The organism is Halomonas sp. DP8Y7-3 (genome assembly GCF_019801675.1).
Lineage (GTDB): Bacteria > Pseudomonadota > Gammaproteobacteria > Pseudomonadales > Halomonadaceae > Halomonas > Halomonas litopenaei_A.
Genome location: NZ_JAHVIO010000004.1, coordinates 40,790 through 61,745, shown reverse-complemented (window position 1 = coordinate 61,745; position 20,956 = coordinate 40,790). Strand labels below are relative to the sequence as shown.

The following is a 20,956-nucleotide window of genomic DNA, read 5'->3' as shown; positions in this document are numbered from 1 at the left end:
GGCGATGGCCCTGGCTGGCAGATAGCGGATAGAGAAATGGGTGAGTCGATGTGTGAACGGTATTACGCCGCCTTGGCGGCTTCGGTCGTTACAAGGTCAGGATCAACTTGTTGTTACGTGTCCTGGTGAGCTGGTAGTGGCGCCCGTCCAGAACGATAAACAACCGACCATCAGCACCAAGCAGGCGTTCAGCCGAGACACAGTCGTCGGTCACGGTCACCTGACGTGACGTGGCGGCAGACTCCCGGGCGGGGCTGGGCGTGGTACTGGGTCTCAAGGGGTGTTTCATCATTTCATTCGTTGTAAATGATAATTCTTCGCATAAGATATCAATGCTCATTCCCTTGCACAAGCCTATCTCCCTTGCCTGTTAGCTGGCAGCGGGTTCAGCACAGCTGGAGTGGGCGATGGCAGAGCCGGGGAGAGATCCAGGATGGCGGCGCTAGATGACGTTGTCCTTGGATGGCGTTGACTTTGGATGGTGGGGCCATCAGCAGCGAAGGGGGTTGTGATGGCTCACTGCTGGCGGTGGGCAGGACGGAGATCAGGGCTTTCTTGACAGTCTTTAAGAACACGACCATATTGCAAACGGTAATGATTCTCATTGTTTTGAGTTGTCCGTCTGCAGGAGGTCGTCATGTCCTATCGCATCAAGACTGCACTTCACGGCGCCAATCCGACGCTGGAAATCTTCGACGTCAGCTCCGGCTCCATGCGTATGGCCTGGGAGTACCCCAAGGAGATGGCGAACGCAGACACCGATCCAGAGCTCGCCGCCATGCGTCGCGAAGAGGCCATTCACGAGCTGTTTCGGCGACTGTTTCTGCTGACCACCGAACAGTATCTGAAGGGGGAGCTTGGCAAGGGGGCATCTGGTAAGTGAGGTGTCTGTTTCGTGAGGTGTCTGCCCGGCGAAGTATCGCAGCGGCTCAGTGCGAATGAGGTGCCAACTGCATGGACGCCAGCGGCTGACATGGCTTGCCATGACGAAGCCACAGCACCTTGTCGGTTAGGTCCATGACCACGCTGAACAGGGTTTCCATTCGCTCGGCCTCGGGCACGCTGGGGTCGAAGTGGCGACACAGGCTTTCTTCCCCCGGGGAGTGGTCGCCCAGCAGGTCAAACAGACGATCGGGATCGAGCCCTGTCGCATCGTCATCGGCAGACGGCGGCGCTGCTACCAGGTGATCGATCTGCTGATCAAGACGGGTCAAGCGGGACCAGGAGTCGGGCTTGGGAAAGTCCTCGACCCAGTGGGTTGCGGCATCGCTGACCAGGTGATTGGTGTGGGTGATGGCACCGCGGCGAGGGGACAGCTGCCCCGGCGGGCCCGGATGAACTTCAAGCCCCAGGGCGCGACCATCGCCGTCGGCCAGCAGCAGGTGAGCCGGGGCGCAGACGCCGTCCTGGGCAACGGCCAGGGCATTGTCGAAGTCTTCGCTCTCGAGCATCTTGCGCAGCGCCAGGTGGATGGGCAGTCCCTCGCCACAGGTGGCTGAGCGAATGGCATTGAGGCCGACGCCGATGCCCTGAGTGTTGAGACCGATCTTGGCGACCATGCCAGCTTCACCAATGCTGATGAAGGCAGGTACCCCCGGCGCCTGAACATCCAGCACGACCAGGTGGTCGAGTTGGTCAGCGCGCCAGTCCCAGTTCTGGGCCAGCCATTGATGTCCCCCCCGGGCCAGGCTGAAGGCCGAACAGCCGCCGCTGGCACGGGTCAGCGAAATCTCGCTGCGACAGTTGAGGGTCAGGACATCCGTCAGCTCTCCCCCGATCCCCTGGGCAATGCCATCCATTTCCTCGAGGATCGCGGGAAAGCGTGACTCGATCATCGGCATGAAGCGCTCGGCATCGCGCCGGGCTTCATGCCATCTCAGTCCTGCCAGATCGTGGAACAGGCGATCATACACATCGATACTGGCGAGGATCGCCTCGCGATGCTGACGGCCATGTTCTCGCCCGATCTCGAGCCGACTGCCGGATAGTCGAGTGAGCTGCATCGTCCCTGTCCTGCCGCTGTGTGGTTACTGTCAGCGTAGCAGGTTATGGCGACGCTCAGGTCTTGTTGGCGGCGTTGTAGACGTCCTCGTCGAGCTCGCCTTCGCTCTTGCCGACCAGGGTGGTGACCATCAGGTCCCCCGCCACATTGACGCTGGTACGGGCCATGTCGAGGATTCGGTCGACGCCTGCCACCACTGCCAGAGCCTCCAGGGGCAGGCCGATCTGGGCCATGACGATGGACAGCATGACCAGGCCTGCGCCAGGCACGCCGGCGGTGCCAATGGAGGCCAGGGTGCCGGTGACGATGATCATGCCGTAGTCTGCCAGGCTCAAGTCCACGCCGATCAGCTGAGCGATGAACACCGCGACCACCCCTTGATAGATGGCGGTACCGTCCATGTTGATGGTCGCGCCCACCGGCAGTACGAAGCCGGCAACCCCCTCCGAGACCCCCAGGTTCTTGGTCGCACAGCGCAGCGACACCGGCAGCGTGCCGGAAGAAGACGCCGAGGAATAGGCCACCACCAGGGCGTCGAGTATGCCCTGCAGATAGCGCATCGGGTTGAGACGGCCCAGCAGCGACAGCAGTCCCGAGTAGACCACCAGCACATGGACCACGCTGGCAAGGTAAGCCACGCCGATCACCTTGACCAGCGGCAGCAGGACCTCAGCGCCGTAGCTGCCGGCGACGTGGGCGATCAGGCCGAACACGCCGAAGGGCGCCAGCGCCATCACCAGGCTGGTCAGCTTGACCATGGCCTCGGCGAAGCTTTCGAACACCTTGACCACCGGCTCGCCTTTTTCGCCGATCAGGGTCAGCGACACACCGAGGCCGATGGCAAATACGATGATCTGCAGAATATTGCCGCTGGCCAGGGCGTCAACGGGATTCTGGGGCACCAGACCGACCAGAATCTGGATCAGGCTGGGCGCTTCCTTGGCCGCTTCAGGATTCGCCTCGAAGGACATGTCCAGGCCGACCCCTGGCTCGAACAGCCAGGAGGCAGCCAGTCCGATGGCGATGGCGAAGGCCGTCGTCAGCAGATACAGGCCAATGGTCCGGGCGCCAATGCGTCCCATCTTCTGGGGATCACGCATGGCGGTGATCCCGACCACCAGGGTGGAGAACACCAGCGGAACGATCAGCATCTTGATGGCGCTGATGAAGATATCGCCGATGGGCTTGAACACGCTGGCACTTTCGCCCATCAGGGTGCCGACGAGGACGCCCAGGGCGAGACCAACAAGGATCTTCTGCCACAGCGGAATGCGCCGCCAGAGGCCGGGGGAGCTGCTGGTGTGGGACATGAAACGTCTCCAGGGAAGGGGGAGGCGACACCCGCCTGCCTCCTCAAGGTGAATCGAGCATCGGCGCCCGGAACGGCCTAGCAAGATAGTCTCGTTGGGCCGTTCCTATCAGGCGATCGACATGATGGATGCGGATTCTATCGAAAAAACGTCTGCCGCGTTTTCATCCCTGGGACCCCAAGCGCTCGGCGACGTGAATTGGGCAGCCCCGTTTTTCGCTGCTGAACCTTACCGTGTGCGCCTTACCCTTCGCTGTTGCCTTGGCCATTGCTCAATGTCCGCGAGAGCAGGTCGTGGAAGGCGGCCCAGGATGCCTCGTCAGCCCGCTGCTGGTAACGCTCGCTGTCGAACACGGTGAAGGCATGGGGGGCACCGGAATACACCTGAATCTCGTAAGGGGCGCCGGCGGCTTCCAGTTCCTGTGATAGGGCGGCCACCTGATCCATGCTGATGGAGGTATCGGCGCCGCCATGGGCGATCAGCAGCGGCGGGGTGTCGGCGGAGTAGCCCTGGCCCTCGGGGGTGTCGAGACCGCCATGAAAGCTGGCAAAACCGTGAATGGCGTCATCGGGATTAGCGCGGGCCATCTCGAGCACCACGGCACCACCGAAGCAGTAGCCCATGACCACGGTATCGGTTGCCGCACCTTCGTCCCGCGCCTTGGCCAGCCCCGCCAGGGTCAGGCCCCGCATGCGCTCGCGGTCGTCATACAGCGCTGCCATCTCGGCCTTGCGGGCGTCGATCTCGGCGGGACGGTTGCCCTTGCCGTAAAGGTCGATGGCGAAGGCGTCATAGCCGTCCTCGGCCAGCATGTCGGCGCGGCGCTTCTCATAGTCGGTCAGGCCATCCCAGTCGTGGATGATCAGCACGCTGCCCTTGGCGCTGGACGAGTCAGGGCTGGCGGGGGCGAAGTACCCCTGAAAGGACTCTCCGTCGACCTGATAGTCAACGTTTTCCCCCGCGACAACTGACGTCGCCGCCAGGAGCATGGAAACGCTGATCAAGGGTGGGGTGAGACGGGAAATTCGAGGCATGACGGACTCCTTGTGGTCGGAATAGCGCGCCTGGCTGCGTGCTTGGTGCCTGTCGAGCCTAGGGCGCACGACTCATGAGTATAGAAGTGATCGCCAAGATGCCAGTGTGGTGACGCTGGCTGGGTCGTCATCCATCCACAGCGTTGGCAAGGCAGACTTGAGTTTTTAATGCCTTCCTTCCAGATTGGAGGTATGAAGACTCTGGGGCCAGGCGTGCAATCCATGTCGCTGCGCTTCCAGCTTCATCTCAGGACAACCAGAGCGAGACCAACAATCATGAAAAAGCGCGTACTGGCGACCGCGGTGGCCGCTACCACCCTGGCGGTCGGTTCCATGGCCCACGCAGAGGTAAAGATCGGATTTCTCGGTGGTTTCACCGGCGGTATCGAGAGTCTGACGCCCCCCATCTATGACGGCGCCCAGCTCGCCGTGGACCACATCAACAACCAGGGCGGCATCCTCGATGGCCAGGAAGTGGTCATGCCGACCGGTGATACCACCTGTGGTGATGCATCGGCCGCCTCCAACGCAGCGGACCGCATGGTCAACACCGAACAGGTGACCGCCATTGTCGGTGCTCTGTGCACCGGGGCGACGATTGCCGCGGCCAATAATGCCGGTATCCCCGGCGGGGTGACCATGGTGTCGCCGGCCTCCACGGCGCCAGCAGTCACCGACCTGGACGACAACGACCTGGTGTTCCGCACCGTGCCGTCCGATGCCTTCCAGGGAGAAATGCTGGCCAAGCTGCTGCTCGACAAGGGAATCGAGGAAGTAGCGGTCACCTACGTCAACAACGACTACGGTCGTGGTCTTTCCGATGCGTTCAGCTCCGCATTTGAAGATGGCGGCGGCAGCGTGCTGGAAAACCTGGCCCATGAAGACAACCGGGCAGACTATCGCAGCGAACTGGGCACGCTGTCGGCGACAGGTGCACAGACTCTGGTCGTGCTGGCCTACGCCGATACGTCGGGTCAGACCGTGGTGCGTCAGGCCTACGAGAGCGGCATGTTCACACAGTACGTCGGGGCCGACGGCATGGTGGGCGACAGCCTGGTCGAGGCCATCGGTGCCGACGTACTCGACGGCATGATCGCGACGCGGCCAGGAAGTCCTGACCTGCCTGGCACCGAGATCTTCACCGAATTGGCCAATAACGCCGGCATTGACCCCACCGCGGTATTTGCCGCCCAGGCCTATGACGCCGCCTTCCTGCTGGGACTTGCGATTCAGCAGAATGGCAGCGCCGAGCGCGAGGGCGTATCGGCCGCGCTGCGCAGCGTGTCGTCGCCTCCGGGCGAAGTCATCCTGCCGGGTGAGTGGGAGAAAGCGGTGGAGCTGATCGCCGCCGGCACCGAGATCAACTATGAAGGTGCTTCTGGCACCCAGGACTTTGACGATAACGGTGACGTGCCAGGCGTGGTCCAGGAAATGACCGTGGAAAACGGGACTTTCACCGGCAAGGGCTTTGTTCAGTAGCCGCCTTGACGTAAAGTAAGGCGAGTCGTCGACGGACGACGCTGCATCCGGGCGGTCGCCTCCGCCCTATGACCGCGCCAATGCTCGCAACTGAGGCGCTTAAGGAAAGCCCCCGGCCATCTGGTTGGGGGCTTTATCATTATGGGGCGTTAGCCTCCTGGGCCCGCATGGTCTCCTGTAGCAGTGTGGTGGGAGCCTCCTCCTTCAGGGACCGTCACCTGCCAGCGAAACAGATAACACGACAAGGGCGGCCCGCAGGCCGCCCTTGTCAGATGCTGTAACGCGAAGCTGTCGTCGTGGTGCTATCAGTCGTGGTGCTTGACCTTCTCGGGCAGCAGGCCTTTCGGGGCCACCCGCAGCACGATGGTGATAAGCAGCCCTATGACGAACACTCGTGCCTGCAGGGCGCGACTTTCGAGGCTACTGGGGACCTCCCAGCCGAAGCTGGCCTGACCGAAATGCGCGGCAAGCTCCATCACGTAGAGCGCCAGCGGCTCCGACATGATCCAGATGATGTAGACCGCCACCGCCCCAAACAGCGTTCCCAGGTTGTTGCCCGGCCCACCAAGAATGACCATGACCAGCACCAGGAAGGTATGGTTGAGCGGCAGGTAGCCGTTGGGGTCAAAGATGCTGTTGAAGCTGCCCAGCGCCGCCCCCCCGATACCCATCAGCACACAGCCGAGCACGAAGATCTCGAGGCGGCGGCGGTTGATGTCCTTGCCCATGGCCGCAGACGATACCTCGTTGTCCCGAATGGCGCGGATCATGCGGCCCCAGGGGGCGTTGTAGGCGCGGTTGAGCAGAAAGAAGATGGCCAGGATCATCACCGCGGTGACCGACAGGTACATCGCCCTGGCCAGGGTGAAGCCGACCTCGCCTGGGGCTGGCACCGGCCAGGGCAGCGGCGACACAGTGGCGGTGCCTCGGGTCAGCCAGTCGGAGTTCTTCAGGAATGCCTTGATGATCTCGGCGATCCCTAGCGTCGCGATGGCCAGGTAGTCACTGCGCAGGCCGAGGCAGACGTGGCCAATGAAATAGCCCACCCCACCGGCCAGCGCGCCGCCGACGATCCAGCCGACCCAGACCGGCAGGCCCAGTCCGCCGACAAAGCCCATCTGGCTCTCGATGGCGTCGGTGACCTCGCGGAATTCGCTGATGACCACCATGTAGACGACCACACCGACCACCAGGGTGATCACGGTCCTGAGCCAGGAGGGCAAGCCCAGTCGGGTCAGGCGCGACAGGCCGAACACCAGGGCAATGCCGGCGACCACATAGGCCAGTACTCGCGCCAGTTCTCCCGGCAGGGAGCTGTCCCAGAAGGCGGGATTGACCGGCACGCTGAAGGTCATTGCGCAGAAGCCGCCAAGAGCCACGAAACCCATCACGCCAGCGTTGAACTGGCCCGCGTAGCCCCACTGAATGGTCAGCCCCAGGGCCAGGATGGCATAGCAGCTGGCCTCGACCAGCATGCGTGTCGAGTAAGCGGAGCCCATGACCATGAACACCGCGCTCACGGCAATGGCCAGCACCACCAGCAGGCTGAGCTCGCGTACCGGAAAGCGGCTCTGGGGCGCGCTATTGGTGTCATCACGATGATGAAAGTCGTTGGTCGTCATCAGATCACCTTGCCCTTGAAGATGCCGGTAGGACGCCATACCAGGATGGCAACGAGGATGAAGAAGGGCACCACGATCTTGTATTCAGTGCCGACGAAGGCCAGGTTGTTCGGCAACTCCAGCCACTCGGGAAGGCTGTCGCGGAAGGGTCTGAGCAGCACGTTCCAGTTGAATACCGCCAGGGTTTCGGCGAACCCCACCACGAAACCGCCTGCGATCGCGCCGAAGGGGTGGCCCACGCCGCCGACGATGGCTGCGGCAAAGATGGGCAGCAGCAGATGGAAACTCAGATCAGGCTTGAAGGTGACGTCCATCGACAAAAGCGTGCCGGCGATGGCCGCCAGACCACCGGCGATGACCCAGGTCACGGCCACGATGGTGTTGGTATTGATGCCAGAGGCGCGGGCCAGGTCGGGGTTGTCTGACATCGCGCGCATGGCCTTGCCCAGGCGAGTACGCGACAGAAACAGCTGCAGGCCAATGACCGCGACCAGGGTCAGCACAAACAGGTAGATCTGGGGTTCGGTGATCACCACCGGCACTCGCACGCCTTCTATCGGCAGGGCCAGGCGGAAGATTTCCTTGCGGTCATCGACGTAGAGGCTCTGTCCGCCGGTGCCGGAAAACAGGCGAATCAGCCCCTGCAGCATCAGCGTCACGCCCAGGGAGCCAATGACCATGACGATGGGTTTGACGCCATGGGCGCGCAGCGGCTTGTAAAAGGCCTTGTCGATGCCGACCGCCAGGGCCGCGGTCAAGACCATGGCAAGCGGCAGCATGACGATGGCCGTCGGCACCCCCAGTGCCGCGCCGGCATTGGGGAACAGCGTTGCCAGCAACAGCACCATGAAGGCACCGAAGGTCATCATGTCGGCGTGGGCGAAGTGGGCAAAGCGCATGATGCTGAAGACCAGCGTCACCCCAACCGCGCCAATGGCGTAGATCGACCCGGTGACGCTGCCAGCGATCAGCACGTTGTTGATGAAGAACACGAATTCGTTCAAGGCGATATCTCCGCACTGGTGTCTGGCGTCAGCCGCCGAGGAAGCTCTTGGCCACGTCGGGATCGGCCAGCAAGGCCTGTCCCGAGTCGGTGAAGCGATTCTGGCCGGCGGCCAGCACGAAGCCCTTGTCGGCGATGGCAAGCGCCTGCTTGGCGTTCTGTTCCACCATCAGGATGCCGACGCCTGCCGCGTTGACCTCCTTTACCCTGTCGAAGATTTCGTACATGTACTTGGGCGAGAGGCCTGCCGTGGGTTCGTCCAGCAGCAGCAGTTCGGGTTCCGCCATCAGTGCCCGGCCCATGGCGACCATCTGGCGCTGTCCTCCTGACAGCTCGCCGGCGGGCTGGTGTCGCTTGTCATAGAGCGGGGGGAAGAACTCATAGGCCTTGGCCAGCATGCGCTTGATATTGCCGGGCTTGAGAAACGCGCCCATTTCGAGGTTTTCCTTGACCGTCAGGCTCGGGAAGACGTTGTGTTCCTGAGGTACAAAGCCCATGCCCAGCTCCACCAGACGATTGGTCGGCAGGTTGTGGATAGGTTCTCCGCGCAGCAGAATATCGCCCTGAGTCACGTTGAGCTGGCCGAAAATGGCCTTGAGCATGGTGGATTTGCCGGCGCCGTTGGGGCCGACGATGACGCCGATTTCATCGGCTTCGATGGTCATGTCCACCCCGTTGAGGATGTTCATCCCGCCGTAGCCACCGTGCACCTGGCGTGCGTCGAGTAGAGGCATAGTCCTGTTCTCTGCATGGGGCGCTCAGTGCGCCTCGGTCGTTGTTATTGCCCCCCTTGCGCGCAAGGAGGAGGAGGTCAGGCCGCGCCTGCACCGAAGTAGGCCTCGATGACCTCCGGATTGTTCTGAATCTCTTCGATCGACCCTTCCACCATCACCGAGCCCTGGGCCAGTACGATGACCGGGTCGCAAAGTCGGGCAATCATGTCCATGTCGTGCTCGATGACCAGGAAGGTGTAGCCGAACTCACGGTTCATGCGTTCGATATTGCCGATCAGGTCGCCCAGCAACGTTCGGTTGACCCCGGCGGCGATCTCATCGAGCAGTACCACGCGGGCGTCGGTCATCATGGTGCGGCCCAGTTCCAGCAGTTTCTTCTGGCCGCCAGACAGGTTGCCCGCCAGCTCGTTGCGCACGTGATTGAGCCCGATGAACTCGATGACTTCCTGAGCCCGACGCTTGATCTCGGCCTCATGCTCGCGCACCGCGCGCGGCGCGAACCAGGCCTTGGCCAGAGATTCGCCGGGCTGTGCGGGCGGAACCATCATCAGGTTCTCCAGCGCTGTCAGCTGGGAAAACTCGTGAGCGATCTGGAAGGTGCGCAAGAGCCCCTTGTGGAACAGTTCGTTGGCAGGCCGATTGGTGATGTCTTCACCGCTTAACAGGATCTGCCCCGAGTCCAGCGGCAGCGCGCCGGCAATGATATTGAACAGCGTCGACTTGCCGGCGCCGTTGGGGCCGATCAGGCCCGTGACCGAGCCTTCTTCGACCTGAATGGAGCAGTCGTTGATGACCCGCAGGCCGCCGAAGGCCTTGTTGACGTGACGCACATCGATGATGGCTGACATCCTGATACCTGCTGTGTTCGTTGTCGTTATTGTCGTGATGGGCGCCGCCCAGGCGGCGATCAACCGCCGTGATGTCCCTCGTGCTCGCCCAGCGTGCGGTAGGCGGCAAAGGCGCCTACCGTGACGATCGCGACGATGGCCGGTAGCCAGTAGCCCTCGACGTAAGGCAGAGCACGGAGGAACACGAAGGCCACCCCGGTGGGCGCGATGAAGCGCACCAGAAAGCGCCACAGGCTGAGCCAGCCAGCGCGCGTGTGCATCTCTTTCATGGATTCGGTCTGGGTCAGTGACCAACCGGCAAAGAGCGCAATCAGCAGGCCGCAGAAGGGCAGCGTGATATGCGTTGTCAGTTCCAGCACCTCGAAGGCGCTGCGACCGAAAAGATCATGGAAGGGGCTCTGTTCGGCCCAAAGATTGAAGCTGGCGACGGTCGTCAGTCCCAGCGCCCAGGCAACCCCCACGACGACCAGGACCGCCGTCACCCGGCTCAGCGAAAAGCGTTCTACCAGATATGCCGCTACCGGCTCGATCAGCGATATGGCAGAGCTGACGGCAGCCCCCAGCACCAGCACGAAGAAGATGGCGCCGATCAGCGCGCCGGAAGGCATGGCCGTGAAGGCTAGCGGCAGCGACACAAACATGAGTCCAGGGCCTTCATCGGGAGACAGGCCTGCTCCGAAGACCAGCGCGAAGATGGCCAGCCCCGCCAGAATGGCGACCAGGGTATCGATCAGGGCCACGGTAAAGGCCGTGAGGGTCAACGACGTCTCGCTTGGCATATAGGCGCCGTAGGCCATGATCGCCCCCATGCCGAGGCTCAGGGTGAAGAAGGACTGGCCCAGGGCAACCAGCCAGCCTTCCAGGCTCAGATCGGAGAGCGAGAACGATAGCAGGAAGTCGCTGGCAGCGAGCATGTCGCCTGCGGCCGCTGCATAGAACAGCACGACCAGCAGGATCACCAGCAAGGTAGGCATCAGCAGGCGCAGGCCGCTTTCGAGGCCGCGGTGGACGCCGCGCGCCACGATGTACGCGCAGATCACCAGGAATAGCGTGTGATAGAGCGTCAGCTTGACCGGTGAGCTGATCAGGCTGGCAAAGTCACTGGCGAGGGTGGCTGCGTCGGCACCTCGTAGCGAGCCCGTCAGCATCTCTCCCAGATAGTGGATCGCCCAGCCACTGATGACGGAGTAGAAGCTGAGGATCAGCAGCGCCGAGAGTCCCCCCAGCCAACCGATGATTTCCCAGGCCCTCGAGGTCTTGTGACAGCGTGTCAGGAAGCGCATGCCCATGATCGGGCAGCGCCGGCTGTTGCGGCCCAGCATGATCTCGGCGATCAGAATCGGCACGCCGATGGCAAACACACACAGCGCGTACACCAACAGGAAGGCACCACCGCCATGCTCGCCCACCAGATAAGGGAAGCGCCAGAGGTTGCCAAGCCCCACTGCTGAGCCAACCGCGGCCAGCAGGAAGGTGCCTTTGTGGGTCCAGATGTTGTCGCTGCTCATGGGGCATCCGTCGACATGTCAGACTTGTCAGTCGGACTGACCGGGCGATGGCCCGGTCTCACATGCCAACTTTGCGATACAAACGTATGCCTGACTAGAGGGGGTGCGTTTAGCAGGCGTTGGTGGGGCGTGATAGTGGCGGGCTTTTCATCTTGTCGACGATAGCCGTCGGGGCCTTAGCTGCCGACTCGCGGCGCCAGCGAGCGGTGGTCGTCGCCCAGGCGTACCGTATCACCGACCGACAGGTCGCCGATGGACTGAGTGCGCTCCCCGGTTCTGACCGAGATAAGTGCCACCACGTCGCCAATGCTCGCGGTATCGTCATCGACCCGAGCTTCCACTTTTACCCTGACCGAGTATCCGTGATAGCGGCCGGCAATGATGCTGCCGATGTGGGCGGTGGGGTACTCGTCAGGCTTGTCGGCAAAATAGCGTTGTACGCTGTCGGCGCCGGGATCATCCCATTCGACATGCTTGTGCATTCGCGTGGCTCCTCGTTCGCGAAAGATGATGTTCTGTCCTTAGCATAGACCTGTCGGGGCAGGGTCGCCGACGGACCCCTTACTCCGAAGCCATACTCCTGTGGCAGCTTATGGGCGGAGAAGTTCCTTTATCAAGCCCAGGCTGATAAATGCTCCATGGGGGGCGAGTCGGCCAATATGGCGGATGTCCCGCTGCAAACGACGATGCCCGCCAGAAGGCGGGCATCGAGGCAACGGAAAGCGGCGCGATTACTTCTTGCTGGCGCGCTTGCGTTCGTTTTCTGTCAGGAACTTCTTGCGCAGACGGATATGGTTCGGGGTGATCTCGACCAGCTCGTCGTCATCGAGGAATTCGATGGCCTGTTCCAGGGTGAAGCGCACCGGCGGAGTCAGCACGATGTTCTCGTCGTTACCGGAGGCGCGCATGTTATCGAGCTTCTTGCCCTTGGTCGGGTTTACCACCATGTCGTTGGCACGGTTGTTGATGCCGACCAGCATGCCCTCATAGACCTCGGTGCCGTGGTCGATGATCAGCTTGCCGCGCTCCTGCAGCGCATACAGGGCATAGGCGAGGGCCTTGCCCGGTACCATGGACACCAGCACGCCGTTGCGACGCTCGATGGAGGCGTCGGGCTTGAGCGGGCCGTAATGATCGAAGCGGCTGGTCAGGATGCCGGTGCCTGACGTCAGGGTCAGGAATTGACCGCGGAAACCGATCAAGCCGCGCGCCGGAATGATGAAGTCAAGGCGCACGCGGCCCTTGCCATCCGGATTCATGTTCTTGAGCTCGCCCTTGCGGTAGCCGAGCTCTTCCATGATGGCGCCCTGATGCTGCTCTTCGCAGTCGATGATGACTTCTTCGTAGGGCTCCTGCTTTTCGCCATCGATCTCGCGGATGATGACTTCAGGACGACCGACGGCCAGCTCGAAGCCTTCGCGACGCATGCTCTCGATCAGCACCGACAGGTGCAGCTCGCCGCGACCGGAAACGATGAACTTCTCCGGTGATTCACCCTGCTCGACGCGCAGCGCGACGTTGTGGATCAGCTCCTGGTCCAGGCGATCCTTGATGTTGCGGCTGGTGACGAACTTGCCGTCCTTGCCGGCAAACGGTGAGTCGTTGACCTGGAAGGTCATGGAGACCGTCGGCTCGTCGACCGTCAGGGCCGGCAGTGCCTCGACCGCAGCCGCGTCACAGATGGTGTCGGAGATGGCCAGTTCGTCGATACCGGTGATGCAGACGATGTCGCCGGCGGTGGCCTGCTCGGTCTGGACACGCTCAAGGCCCAGGTGAGTCATGACCTGGCCAATCTTGCCCTTGCGGGTCTGGCCTTCCTTGTTGATCACCACCACCTGCTGGTTCGGTGACATGGCGCCGCGGGTGATGCGACCAAGGCCGATGACGCCGACGTAGCTGGAGTAGTCGAGGGCCGAAATCTGCATCTGCAGCGGGCCATCGAGTTCAACCTTGGGCGGCTCGACGATGTTGACGATGGACTGGAACATCGGCGTCATGTCCTCGGCCAGCTGGTCCGGTTCCGGACCGGCAATGCCGTTGAGCGCCGAGCAGTAGATGATCGGGAAGTCGAGCTGCTCGTCGCTGGCACCCAGGTTGTCGAACAGATCGAAGATCTGATCGATGACCCAGTCAGGACGTGCGCCGGGGCGGTCGATCTTGTTGACGACAACGATCGGCTTCAGGCCCTGGTCGAAGGCTTTCTGGGTGACGAAGCGAGTCTGCGGCATCGGGCCGTCAACGGCATCGACCAGCAGCAGGACCGAGTCCACCATGGACATGACGCGCTCGACTTCGCCGCCGAAGTCAGCGTGTCCAGGGGTGTCCACGATGTTGATGTGGTAGTCCTGTCCCTCGGGAGAGCTCCAGCGGATCGCCGTGTTCTTGGCCAGGATCGTGATGCCACGTTCCTTTTCCTGGTCATTGGAGTCCATGATGCGCTCCTGCCCCTCGGCCTTGCGGTCCAGAGTGCCGGACTGGCTGAGCAGCTTGTCGACCAGGGTGGTTTTGCCGTGGTCGACGTGAGCGATGATGGCGATGTTGCGAAGATTCTCGATCACGACGGGATCCTGCTGGAAAAAGTGGGGCCGCATTATAGGGCCTGGGTGATGACAACGACCAGCATTGTTGCGGTCAATCTATCCGTGAATTCTCAAGATACTGAACTTTCAAGCACCTGCGTGACGCTGACTTGACGCGTTAGGCCCCATTTTCAGGCGTTTTTGCGCGAGAAGGCGACAAGAAAGGAGTGGCTTGAGGTGCCATCTCTTGTGTGTCCGCCTGTTTGAGACGGCGTTTTTCGACGCCACGGCATAACAACGTCTACACGACAACGTCTATATGACTACGTCTTTGTGACGCCTTGATGAGAGGGCTCTCCACGACGGTGTTCTATCAACATGAGTATCAGCGTCATCCAGCGGGTCGCTGAGGGGCCTGCCCCTGGCTGGCGTTTGGCAGGAGTGTACGGGGCTGCTGCATGGGAGCCGCTGCATCAGGGCCGCTGCATCAGGGCCATGGCATGAGGGCCGCAGTAGAGGCATGCTCAGGATGGCATGGGCCAACTACGACATAACAGCCGTTGCTCGGCTGCGGCTGAGTAGGCTGTCCCTCAGGCGCGCTGCACCAGCGCATTGGCCCGACAGGCCTTGAGCCGCGTGGCCAGGTCTTCTACGGCGCTCAGGTCCAGCGATGGATCAAAGCCTCCCAGGCGCTCAAACCAGTTGCGCTCTACGCCCAGTGCCCGTGTGGGCGTCTGTCGCAGCAGTTGGAACAGGGCCAGCGGACAAGGCCGAGATGGCCTGACCATAGGGCGTGATTCGTCGGCAGCCGCGGCCATCATGCGTTCTACCCAGGCAGAGTCCAGTGGGCCCAGGCAGAAGCCGAGCATTCGCCCATTGCAGTGAGAGGCTGCCAGGTTGAAGCGTCTCCCCATCAGCGCCGGACGGACGCGCACCAGCCGATAGTCTTTCGCGTGTTCACCGAGCTGTTCAGAGGTGATGCCACCATCGTCGATGACTATGATCTCGCTGCGTCCCTGGAACAGGGCAATCTGCTGGCGTGCTTGCGTCAGCCGACAGGATAAATCCTTGCCGGTCAGGCGGGCATCGATGATCAGGCTGATATTCACGACGACACTCCGAGGCGGGTGACGACGACCGTGACACGACGGTCGGCGACAAACGTAAGGAAGTGTATCCGTGCGTTGCAGAAGGTTCCAGCGACCCCTTACCCCTAGCGATCGCCTCGGCAGACTTCAGTGCGGAGATGGTTGAGGGCTATTTTGGTGCATAAAAGTTTTTGGTGCTTCACGCTGGTGCATTGGTGAGTCTTTGTCGCGATCTCCGCGAGGCAATGCGCTATGCTGGAGCAGCCGTTGCGAGAACTTAAAATCGATGAAAAACATTGGGTTGAGATTTTTTTGATCAATGCTGGTGCAATGATGGCACGCAACCTGCATTGTTTCTGACAGTGTCATCGTGTCGAGCACGTCACCATGGGAACTGTCCCGGGAGCGTGCTACAAAGGATCCCGGTACCCCTTTTGCTCCCTGGATCATCCCCCAATTCGAAGTCGGTGACATGGGATTGGTGCCGTCGCCCCAATGCTCGAGTCACGAACAAGTTTCACTCTGGAGGACCACATGTCAGACAAGACTCTCGCCCTGATCAACGAACATGACGTCAAGTGGGTTGACCTGCGTTTCACCGACACCCGCGGCAAGGAACAGCACGTCACTATTCCGGCCTCCGAGGTCGACGAGGAATTCTTCGAGAACGGCCAGATGTTCGATGGCTCCTCCATCAACGGCTGGAAGGGCATCAACGAGTCCGACATGATTCTGCGTCCGGAAGACGGCACCGGCTTCCTCGACCCCTTCACCGAAGACGCGACCCTGATTCTGCGTTGCGACATCATCGAGCCGGCTACCATGCAGGGCTACGAGCGCGACCCGCGTTCCATCGCCAAGCGCGCTGAGGCCTACCTGCAGTCTTCCGGCCTGGGTGATACTGCATTCTTCGGCCCCGAGCCCGAGTTCTTCATCTTTGATGAAGTGCACTGGAAGGCCGACATCGAAGGTGCGATGTACAAGATTTCCTCCGAAGAGGGTGCCTGGTCAACGGACCGCGCCGTCGAAGGCGGCAACCTGGGCCACCGTCCTCGGGTCAAGGGCGGCTACTTCCCGGTTCCCCCGGTGGACAGCTTCCATGACATGCGCGGCGCCATGTGTAACACCCTGGAAGCCATCGGCCAGAAGGTCGAGGTGCACCACCATGAGGTGTCCAACGCCGGCCAGAACGAAATTGGCGTAGCCTTCAACACCCTGGTCAAGAAGGCCGACGAAGTTCAGGAAATGAAGTACGTGATCCACAATGTGGCCCACGCCTACGGCAAGACCGCCACCTTCATGCCGAAGCCCCTGGTCGGCGACAACGGCAGCGGCATGCACGTGCACCAGTCCTTCTGGAAGGACGGTCAGAACCAGTTTGCTGGCGACCAGTACGCTGGCCTGTCTGAAATGGCGCTGTTCTACATCGGTGGCATCATCAAGCACGCACGTGCGCTGAACGCCTTCACCAACGCTTCTACCAACTCCTACAAGCGTCTGGTGCCGGGCTTCGAAGCACCGGTCATGCTGGCCTACAGTGCCCGTAACCGCTCTGCGTCGATCCGTATTCCGTACACCGCCAGCCCCAAGGGCAAGCGTGTCGAGGCGCGTTTCCCTGACCCGACCGCCAACCCCTACCTGTGCTTCGCGGCCATGCTGATGGCGGGTATCGATGGCATCAAGAACAAGATCCATCCTGGCGATGCCATGGACAAGAACCTCTACGACCTGCCGCCGGAAGAAGGCAAGTCCATTCCGACCGTGGCGGAAAGCCTCGACCAGGCGCTGGCGGCTCTCGACGAAGACCGCAGCTTCCTGACCGAAGGTGGTGTCTTCACCGACGACATGATCGATGCCTACATCGAGCTCAAGAACGAAGACGTGGAGCGCCTGCGCATGACCACGCACCCGATCGAGTTCGACATGTACTACAGCTGCTGATCCAGCGACGACGACACCCCGTCGTATATCGGCCCCGCCTTGAGCGGGGCCGATTTTTTTGGCCTGGCCTTGCCCTCGAGCAAGCGATGCCCTTGGCCTGGCAGGACAGGCATCGCATGCTTGCCAGGACACCCCCAGCAAGGAGCCACCGTGAAGCTACCACCGCGCTGCCGGCAGGCCATGTCGCCACAGCCGTCGGGCCGCCTACCGGCTCGGCGATGCCGGTTGGAGCTGATGTGGCGGGGGTGGATATGGCGGGAGCGGATATGGCTTTGGCGAGTACCGAGAGGCCTGCTGCTGACGATACTGCTGCTGTATGGCACCCAGGGGAGTGCCGCCGATGCCCTCTATCGTCGCGTTGAACATCATGGCGGCGTCACCTATAGCGATCGGCCGCTGGAAGGTGGAGAGCGCTTCGTGCCAGGGGCGCTCTCCCATGTGCCGAGTGCTCCTCTGCCCCCGGCACTGTCCCAGCTGCCGGGGGATATCAGCGCTGCTGCGCCGGGCTACCTGGCACGGGAGGTACTGGCCATTGCCCGTCCGGCATCTGGCAGCGTGCTGCCCAGCGGCGCTGGCGGCAGCCTCGAGGTCGCGGCGGCCGTCAGCCCGCCTCTTGACGCCGGTTATGTGCTGGGGCTTGAGGTCGATGGCGTGCTGGTGACGACGGGGGATTCTCCACTGACCCTGACTCAGCTCGAGCGGGGAGAGCACCGCATCGTCCTGGTCGTGATCGACCCTGATCGCAAGGTTCGCCAGCGCAGCGACGCTGTCGTGCTGCACGTGCAGCGAGCCCGCGTTGCGGTGCCCGCGACTTCCCGCCATGGGCCGTCATCGTAGATAGCGAATGCTCCCTGTCTCCCTTGTTCCCGTTCCCCCCGGTCCCCCTGTCCCCCTGGCAGCTCAGACATCTGGCCAGAGTCACGTCGGTCCCGGGTGGCGCGCTGGCGTGGCCCCAATCCCATTCGGCATAAGCCCTAAACCAGTGCAGTGCACCAGCTTGGTGCAGTAGCATGTCCATGGGGAGGAGTGTCCAGGCTCCCCCGTGGGACGACAGCGGGTACACGGCGCACCACGGTGGTCATCGTCTGGGTGAAAGCGAGTCTGGCCCGCTTCTTGCTTGCATTAAGGAAGTGCACTCGCTGACGACGCCTGCTTCGGGATGGCGCCTTCAGCGCCTCGCAGGGGGTGCACCTCACGCTCGGCTGAACGACTTCATCTGCTCAGGATACGCTCATGGCGTCAGGCATCATCGAACACCTCACCACGGCGGTTGTACTGCTTGATGAGGACTTGCGTCCAACGTGGATGAATCCCGCAGCGGAAGCCCTGCTGGCTGTCAGCGCTGCCCGAGTGATCGGCGTACCGCTGGGAGATTGGGTCGGCGGAGAAGACGATATCGCCGACGTGCTGGCGCGTGCCAGAGACGGTTTGCACCCCTATACCCAGCGTGAGGCGCGGCTGACCCTCGGCGGTGGCGAACCCTTGACGGTGGACTACACGGTGACGCCGTTGTCCCGGGATAGCCTGCTGCTAGAGCTGGAGCCGCGGGACCGGCTGTTGCGGATCTCGCGAGAAGAGGCCCTGCAGTCGCGCCAGGAGACCATGAAGGTGCTGGCGCGAGGGTTGGCTCACGAGGTCAAGAACCCGCTGGGCGGCATACGTGGCGCCGCACAGCTGCTGGAGCGTGACCTCGAGCAGACACCCGCGCTCAAGGAATACACCCGCATCATCATCGAGGAAGTGGATCGACTCAGGGATCTGGTCGATTCCATGCTCGGGCCGAACCGCGTGAGCCGCCGGGAGCCTCTGAACATCCACCGGGTGCTGGAGCGTGTCCGGGCACTGCTGCTGGTAGAGCAGCCCCAGGTCCGCATCGAGCGAGACTACGATCCCAGCCTGCCCGAGCTGATCGGTGACGAAGCACAGCTTATCCAGGCCGTGCTCAATGTTGCGCGCAATGCAGTGCAGGCTCTGGTCGAGTCGGACACCCCAGACCCCGTGATCAGCCTGCGGACCCGGGCCAGACGCCAGTTCACCCTGGGGGCCCAGCGTCATCGCCTGGTCTGCGATGTCAGTGTGATCGACAACGGGCCAGGTATTCCCGACACCCTGCGTGACACCCTGTTCTATCCAATGGTATCCGGACGGGCCGAGGGCAGCGGCCTGGGGCTGTCGATTGCCCAGTCGGTGCTGCATCAGCACGACGGGCTGATCGAATGCGAGTCCGCCCCCGGACACACAGAATTTCGCTTGCTGATTCCCCTGGAGATGAGTCATGACTGATGCCGCTCGTATAATGATCGTCGATGACGATCGCGCCATTCGCTGGGTGCTGGAGCGGGCGCTGGCTCAGCCTGACTTGCAGGTGGAAGCGGTCGAGCGTGCCGATACGATTCTGGATCGTCTGCTCACCTCACCCCCGGATGTTCTGGTCACCGATATTCGTATGCCAGGCATCGATGGACTGGATCTGATGGCAAAGGTGCGTGAGGTGCACCCCGATCTTCCGGTTATCGTCATGACCGCTCACTCCGACCTGGACAGTGCGGTAGCCTCCTATCAGGGAGGCGCCTTCGAGTACCTGCCCAAGCCCTTCGATGTCGATGAGGCGCTTGCCCTGGTGCGCCGAGCGGTCGCCCACGTGCGAGAACGCCAACGGCCCGTCAGCGTTCCCGAAGGCCTGGATGCAGAGATCATTGGTGAAGCGCCGGCCATGCAGGAGGTCTTTCGTGCCATCGGCCGACTCGCCCACTCGCACATCACCGTGCTGATCAACGGCGAGTCAGGGACGGGCAAGGAACGGGTGGCACGCGCCCTGCACCAGCATAGCCCGCGCGCGGGCAATCCCTTTATCGCCCTCAACATGGCCGCCATTCCTCGGGATCTGATCGAATCCGAGCTGTTTGGTCACGAAAAGGGAGCCTTTACCGGTGCCAGTGCCAGTCGCCAGGGGCGCTTCGAACAAGCCAACGGCGGCACCCTGTTTCTCGACGAGATCGGCGACATGCCGTCGGAAACCCAGACTCGGCTGCTGCGGGTGCTGGCCGACGGCGAGTTCTATCGGGTCGGGGGACACACGCCGGTCAAGGTGGATGTGCGGATCATCGCCGCCACCCACCAGGACCTGGAGACACTGGTGGCCGATGGGCGTTTCCGTGAGGACCTGTTTCACCGCTTGAACGTAATCCGCGTTCATCTACCGCGGCTGTCCCAGCGGCGCGAGGATATTCCCCGGCTGGCCAGGCACTTCCTGGCCGAGGCCGCCAAGGAGCTATCCACCGACGTCAAGGTACTGACCCAGGACGCCGAGGAGTTTCTGACCCGGGTTGACTGGCCTGGCAACGTGCGCCAGCTGGAGAACACCTGCCGCTGGCTGACCGTGATGGCCTCCGGGCGCGAGGTGCTGGTCGAAGACCTGCCGCCGGAGCTGCGTGGGGGGGATGACGTGGCTGCCGGAGGGGACTGGCGTGAGGCGTTTCGCGCCTGGGCTGACGGTGCCTTGGCCGCTGGCCATACTCACTTGCTGGAAGAGGCCGTGCCTGATTTCGAGCGCATTCTGATCGAGACAGCGCTCAAGCACACCGCGGGACGCAAGGGCGAAGCGGCAGAGCTGCTTGGCTGGGGTCGCAACACGCTGACGCGCAAGCTGAAGGTGCTGCTGCCTTCGCTGGCCGAGGACCACGATTGAGCGTGGTGGCCGTAGCAAGGGCATAACCTCTCTGTTGAAATTGACCTACCTCAAGGGGCGTATCACAAACGGCCAATGAGTGATCTAGAGTGATGGCGGAATAGCATATTCTCTCCAAACATTGTTTGAGCCGCCACGCTCTTGTCACCACGTTTGCAGCTTCAGCAGTGCTGCTGCGCT

General features: G+C 62.2%; 18 protein-coding genes. 6 read left to right on the top strand and 12 right to left on the bottom strand.

Annotation, left to right across the window (positions count from 1 at the left end; translation table 11 throughout):
- Positions 1-88: 88 nt before the first annotated feature.
- Positions 89-289 (bottom strand): hemin uptake protein HemP, encoded by a 201-nt coding sequence (hemP, locus tag KUV86_RS05470; RefSeq protein ID WP_222162461.1) that lies wholly within the window; start codon positions 287-289, stop codon positions 89-91.
- Between the two features lie 348 nt (positions 290-637).
- On the opposite strand from hemP, the gene KUV86_RS05465 reads away from it, so the two are divergent.
- The gene (locus tag KUV86_RS05465) at positions 638-883 is read left to right on the top strand and encodes a hypothetical protein (RefSeq protein ID WP_206943848.1); all 246 of its coding nucleotides are present in this window, start codon (positions 638-640) and stop codon (positions 881-883) included.
- A gap of 46 nt (positions 884-929) precedes the next feature.
- Here KUV86_RS05465 and KUV86_RS05460 read toward each other — a convergent pair whose 3' ends face one another.
- From KUV86_RS05460 to KUV86_RS05450, 3 genes are all read right to left on the bottom strand, one after another.
- Positions 930-2,003 carry a C45 family autoproteolytic acyltransferase/hydolase gene (locus KUV86_RS05460; protein ID WP_222483955.1) on the bottom strand — a complete coding sequence of 358 codons (1,074 nt, stop codon included), beginning with the start codon at positions 2,001-2,003 and terminating at the stop codon, positions 930-932.
- A gap of 55 nt (positions 2,004-2,058) precedes the next feature.
- Positions 2,059-3,312 carry a dicarboxylate/amino acid:cation symporter gene (locus tag KUV86_RS05455; RefSeq protein WP_206943851.1) on the bottom strand — a complete coding sequence of 418 codons (1,254 nt, stop codon included), beginning with the start codon at positions 3,310-3,312 and terminating at the stop codon, positions 2,059-2,061.
- A gap of 242 nt (positions 3,313-3,554) precedes the next feature.
- A complete protein-coding gene (locus tag KUV86_RS05450) occupies positions 3,555-4,346 on the bottom strand; it encodes a dienelactone hydrolase family protein (RefSeq protein ID WP_222238951.1) in 792 nt (263 codons plus the stop codon).
- A 273-nt stretch (positions 4,347-4,619) separates the two neighbouring features.
- Between KUV86_RS05450 and KUV86_RS05445 the strand changes: the two genes are divergently transcribed.
- Positions 4,620-5,825 (top strand): ABC transporter substrate-binding protein, encoded by a 1,206-nt coding sequence (locus KUV86_RS05445; RefSeq protein WP_206943959.1) that lies wholly within the window; start codon positions 4,620-4,622, stop codon positions 5,823-5,825.
- Between the two features lie 305 nt (positions 5,826-6,130).
- Here the strand turns inward: KUV86_RS05445 and KUV86_RS05440 are convergent, their stop codons facing one another.
- From KUV86_RS05440 to KUV86_RS05405, 8 genes are all read right to left on the bottom strand, one after another.
- Positions 6,131-7,447 (bottom strand): branched-chain amino acid ABC transporter permease, encoded by a 1,317-nt coding sequence (locus KUV86_RS05440; RefSeq protein ID WP_222162464.1) that lies wholly within the window; start codon positions 7,445-7,447, stop codon positions 6,131-6,133.
- Complete coding sequence (locus KUV86_RS05435) at positions 7,447-8,451, bottom strand: branched-chain amino acid ABC transporter permease (protein WP_206943855.1); 1,005 nt, start codon at positions 8,449-8,451, stop codon at positions 7,447-7,449. Before KUV86_RS05435 ends, KUV86_RS05440 begins: the two co-directional genes overlap by 1 nt.
- A gap of 28 nt (positions 8,452-8,479) precedes the next feature.
- Positions 8,480-9,184 carry an ABC transporter ATP-binding protein gene (locus KUV86_RS05430; protein WP_206943856.1) on the bottom strand — a complete coding sequence of 235 codons (705 nt, stop codon included), beginning with the start codon at positions 9,182-9,184 and terminating at the stop codon, positions 8,480-8,482.
- A gap of 77 nt (positions 9,185-9,261) precedes the next feature.
- Positions 9,262-10,032, bottom strand: coding sequence for an ABC transporter ATP-binding protein (locus KUV86_RS05425; RefSeq protein ID WP_206943857.1), 771 nt, complete (start codon positions 10,030-10,032; stop codon positions 9,262-9,264).
- Positions 10,033-10,091: 59 nt separating this feature from the next.
- Positions 10,092-11,540, bottom strand: a complete 1,449-nt coding sequence (locus tag KUV86_RS05420; protein WP_222483954.1) for a sodium-dependent transporter — start codon at positions 11,538-11,540, stop codon at positions 10,092-10,094.
- Positions 11,541-11,716: 176 nt separating this feature from the next.
- Positions 11,717-12,022 carry a hypothetical protein gene (locus tag KUV86_RS05415; protein ID WP_206943859.1) on the bottom strand — a complete coding sequence of 102 codons (306 nt, stop codon included), beginning with the start codon at positions 12,020-12,022 and terminating at the stop codon, positions 11,717-11,719.
- Positions 12,023-12,271: 249 nt separating this feature from the next.
- Positions 12,272-14,098 carry a translational GTPase TypA gene (gene typA, locus KUV86_RS05410; RefSeq protein ID WP_206943861.1) on the bottom strand — a complete coding sequence of 609 codons (1,827 nt, stop codon included), beginning with the start codon at positions 14,096-14,098 and terminating at the stop codon, positions 12,272-12,274.
- A 551-nt stretch (positions 14,099-14,649) separates the two neighbouring features.
- A complete protein-coding gene (locus tag KUV86_RS05405) occupies positions 14,650-15,168 on the bottom strand; it encodes a glycosyltransferase family 2 protein (protein WP_222483953.1) in 519 nt (172 codons plus the stop codon).
- Positions 15,169-15,681: 513 nt separating this feature from the next.
- Here KUV86_RS05405 and glnA point away from each other — a divergent pair.
- The 4 genes from glnA to ntrC all read left to right on the top strand — a co-directional run bounded on the left by glnA (position 15,682) and on the right by ntrC (position 20,776).
- Positions 15,682-17,088, top strand: a complete 1,407-nt coding sequence (gene glnA, locus KUV86_RS05400) for a glutamate--ammonia ligase (RefSeq protein ID WP_222162466.1) — start codon at positions 15,682-15,684, stop codon at positions 17,086-17,088.
- 150 nt (positions 17,089-17,238) lie between these two features.
- On the top strand, positions 17,239-17,925 hold the full coding sequence (locus KUV86_RS05395; protein ID WP_222483952.1) for a hypothetical protein: 687 nt from the start codon (positions 17,239-17,241) through the stop codon (positions 17,923-17,925).
- 396 nt (positions 17,926-18,321) lie between these two features.
- Positions 18,322-19,371, top strand: a complete 1,050-nt coding sequence (gene glnL, locus KUV86_RS05390; RefSeq protein ID WP_222483951.1) for a nitrogen regulation protein NR(II) — start codon at positions 18,322-18,324, stop codon at positions 19,369-19,371.
- On the top strand, positions 19,364-20,776 hold the full coding sequence (gene ntrC / locus KUV86_RS05385) for a nitrogen regulation protein NR(I) (RefSeq protein WP_222483950.1): 1,413 nt from the start codon (positions 19,364-19,366) through the stop codon (positions 20,774-20,776). The genes glnL and ntrC overlap by 8 nt, the downstream gene beginning before the upstream one ends.
- Positions 20,777-20,956 lie beyond the last annotated feature (180 nt).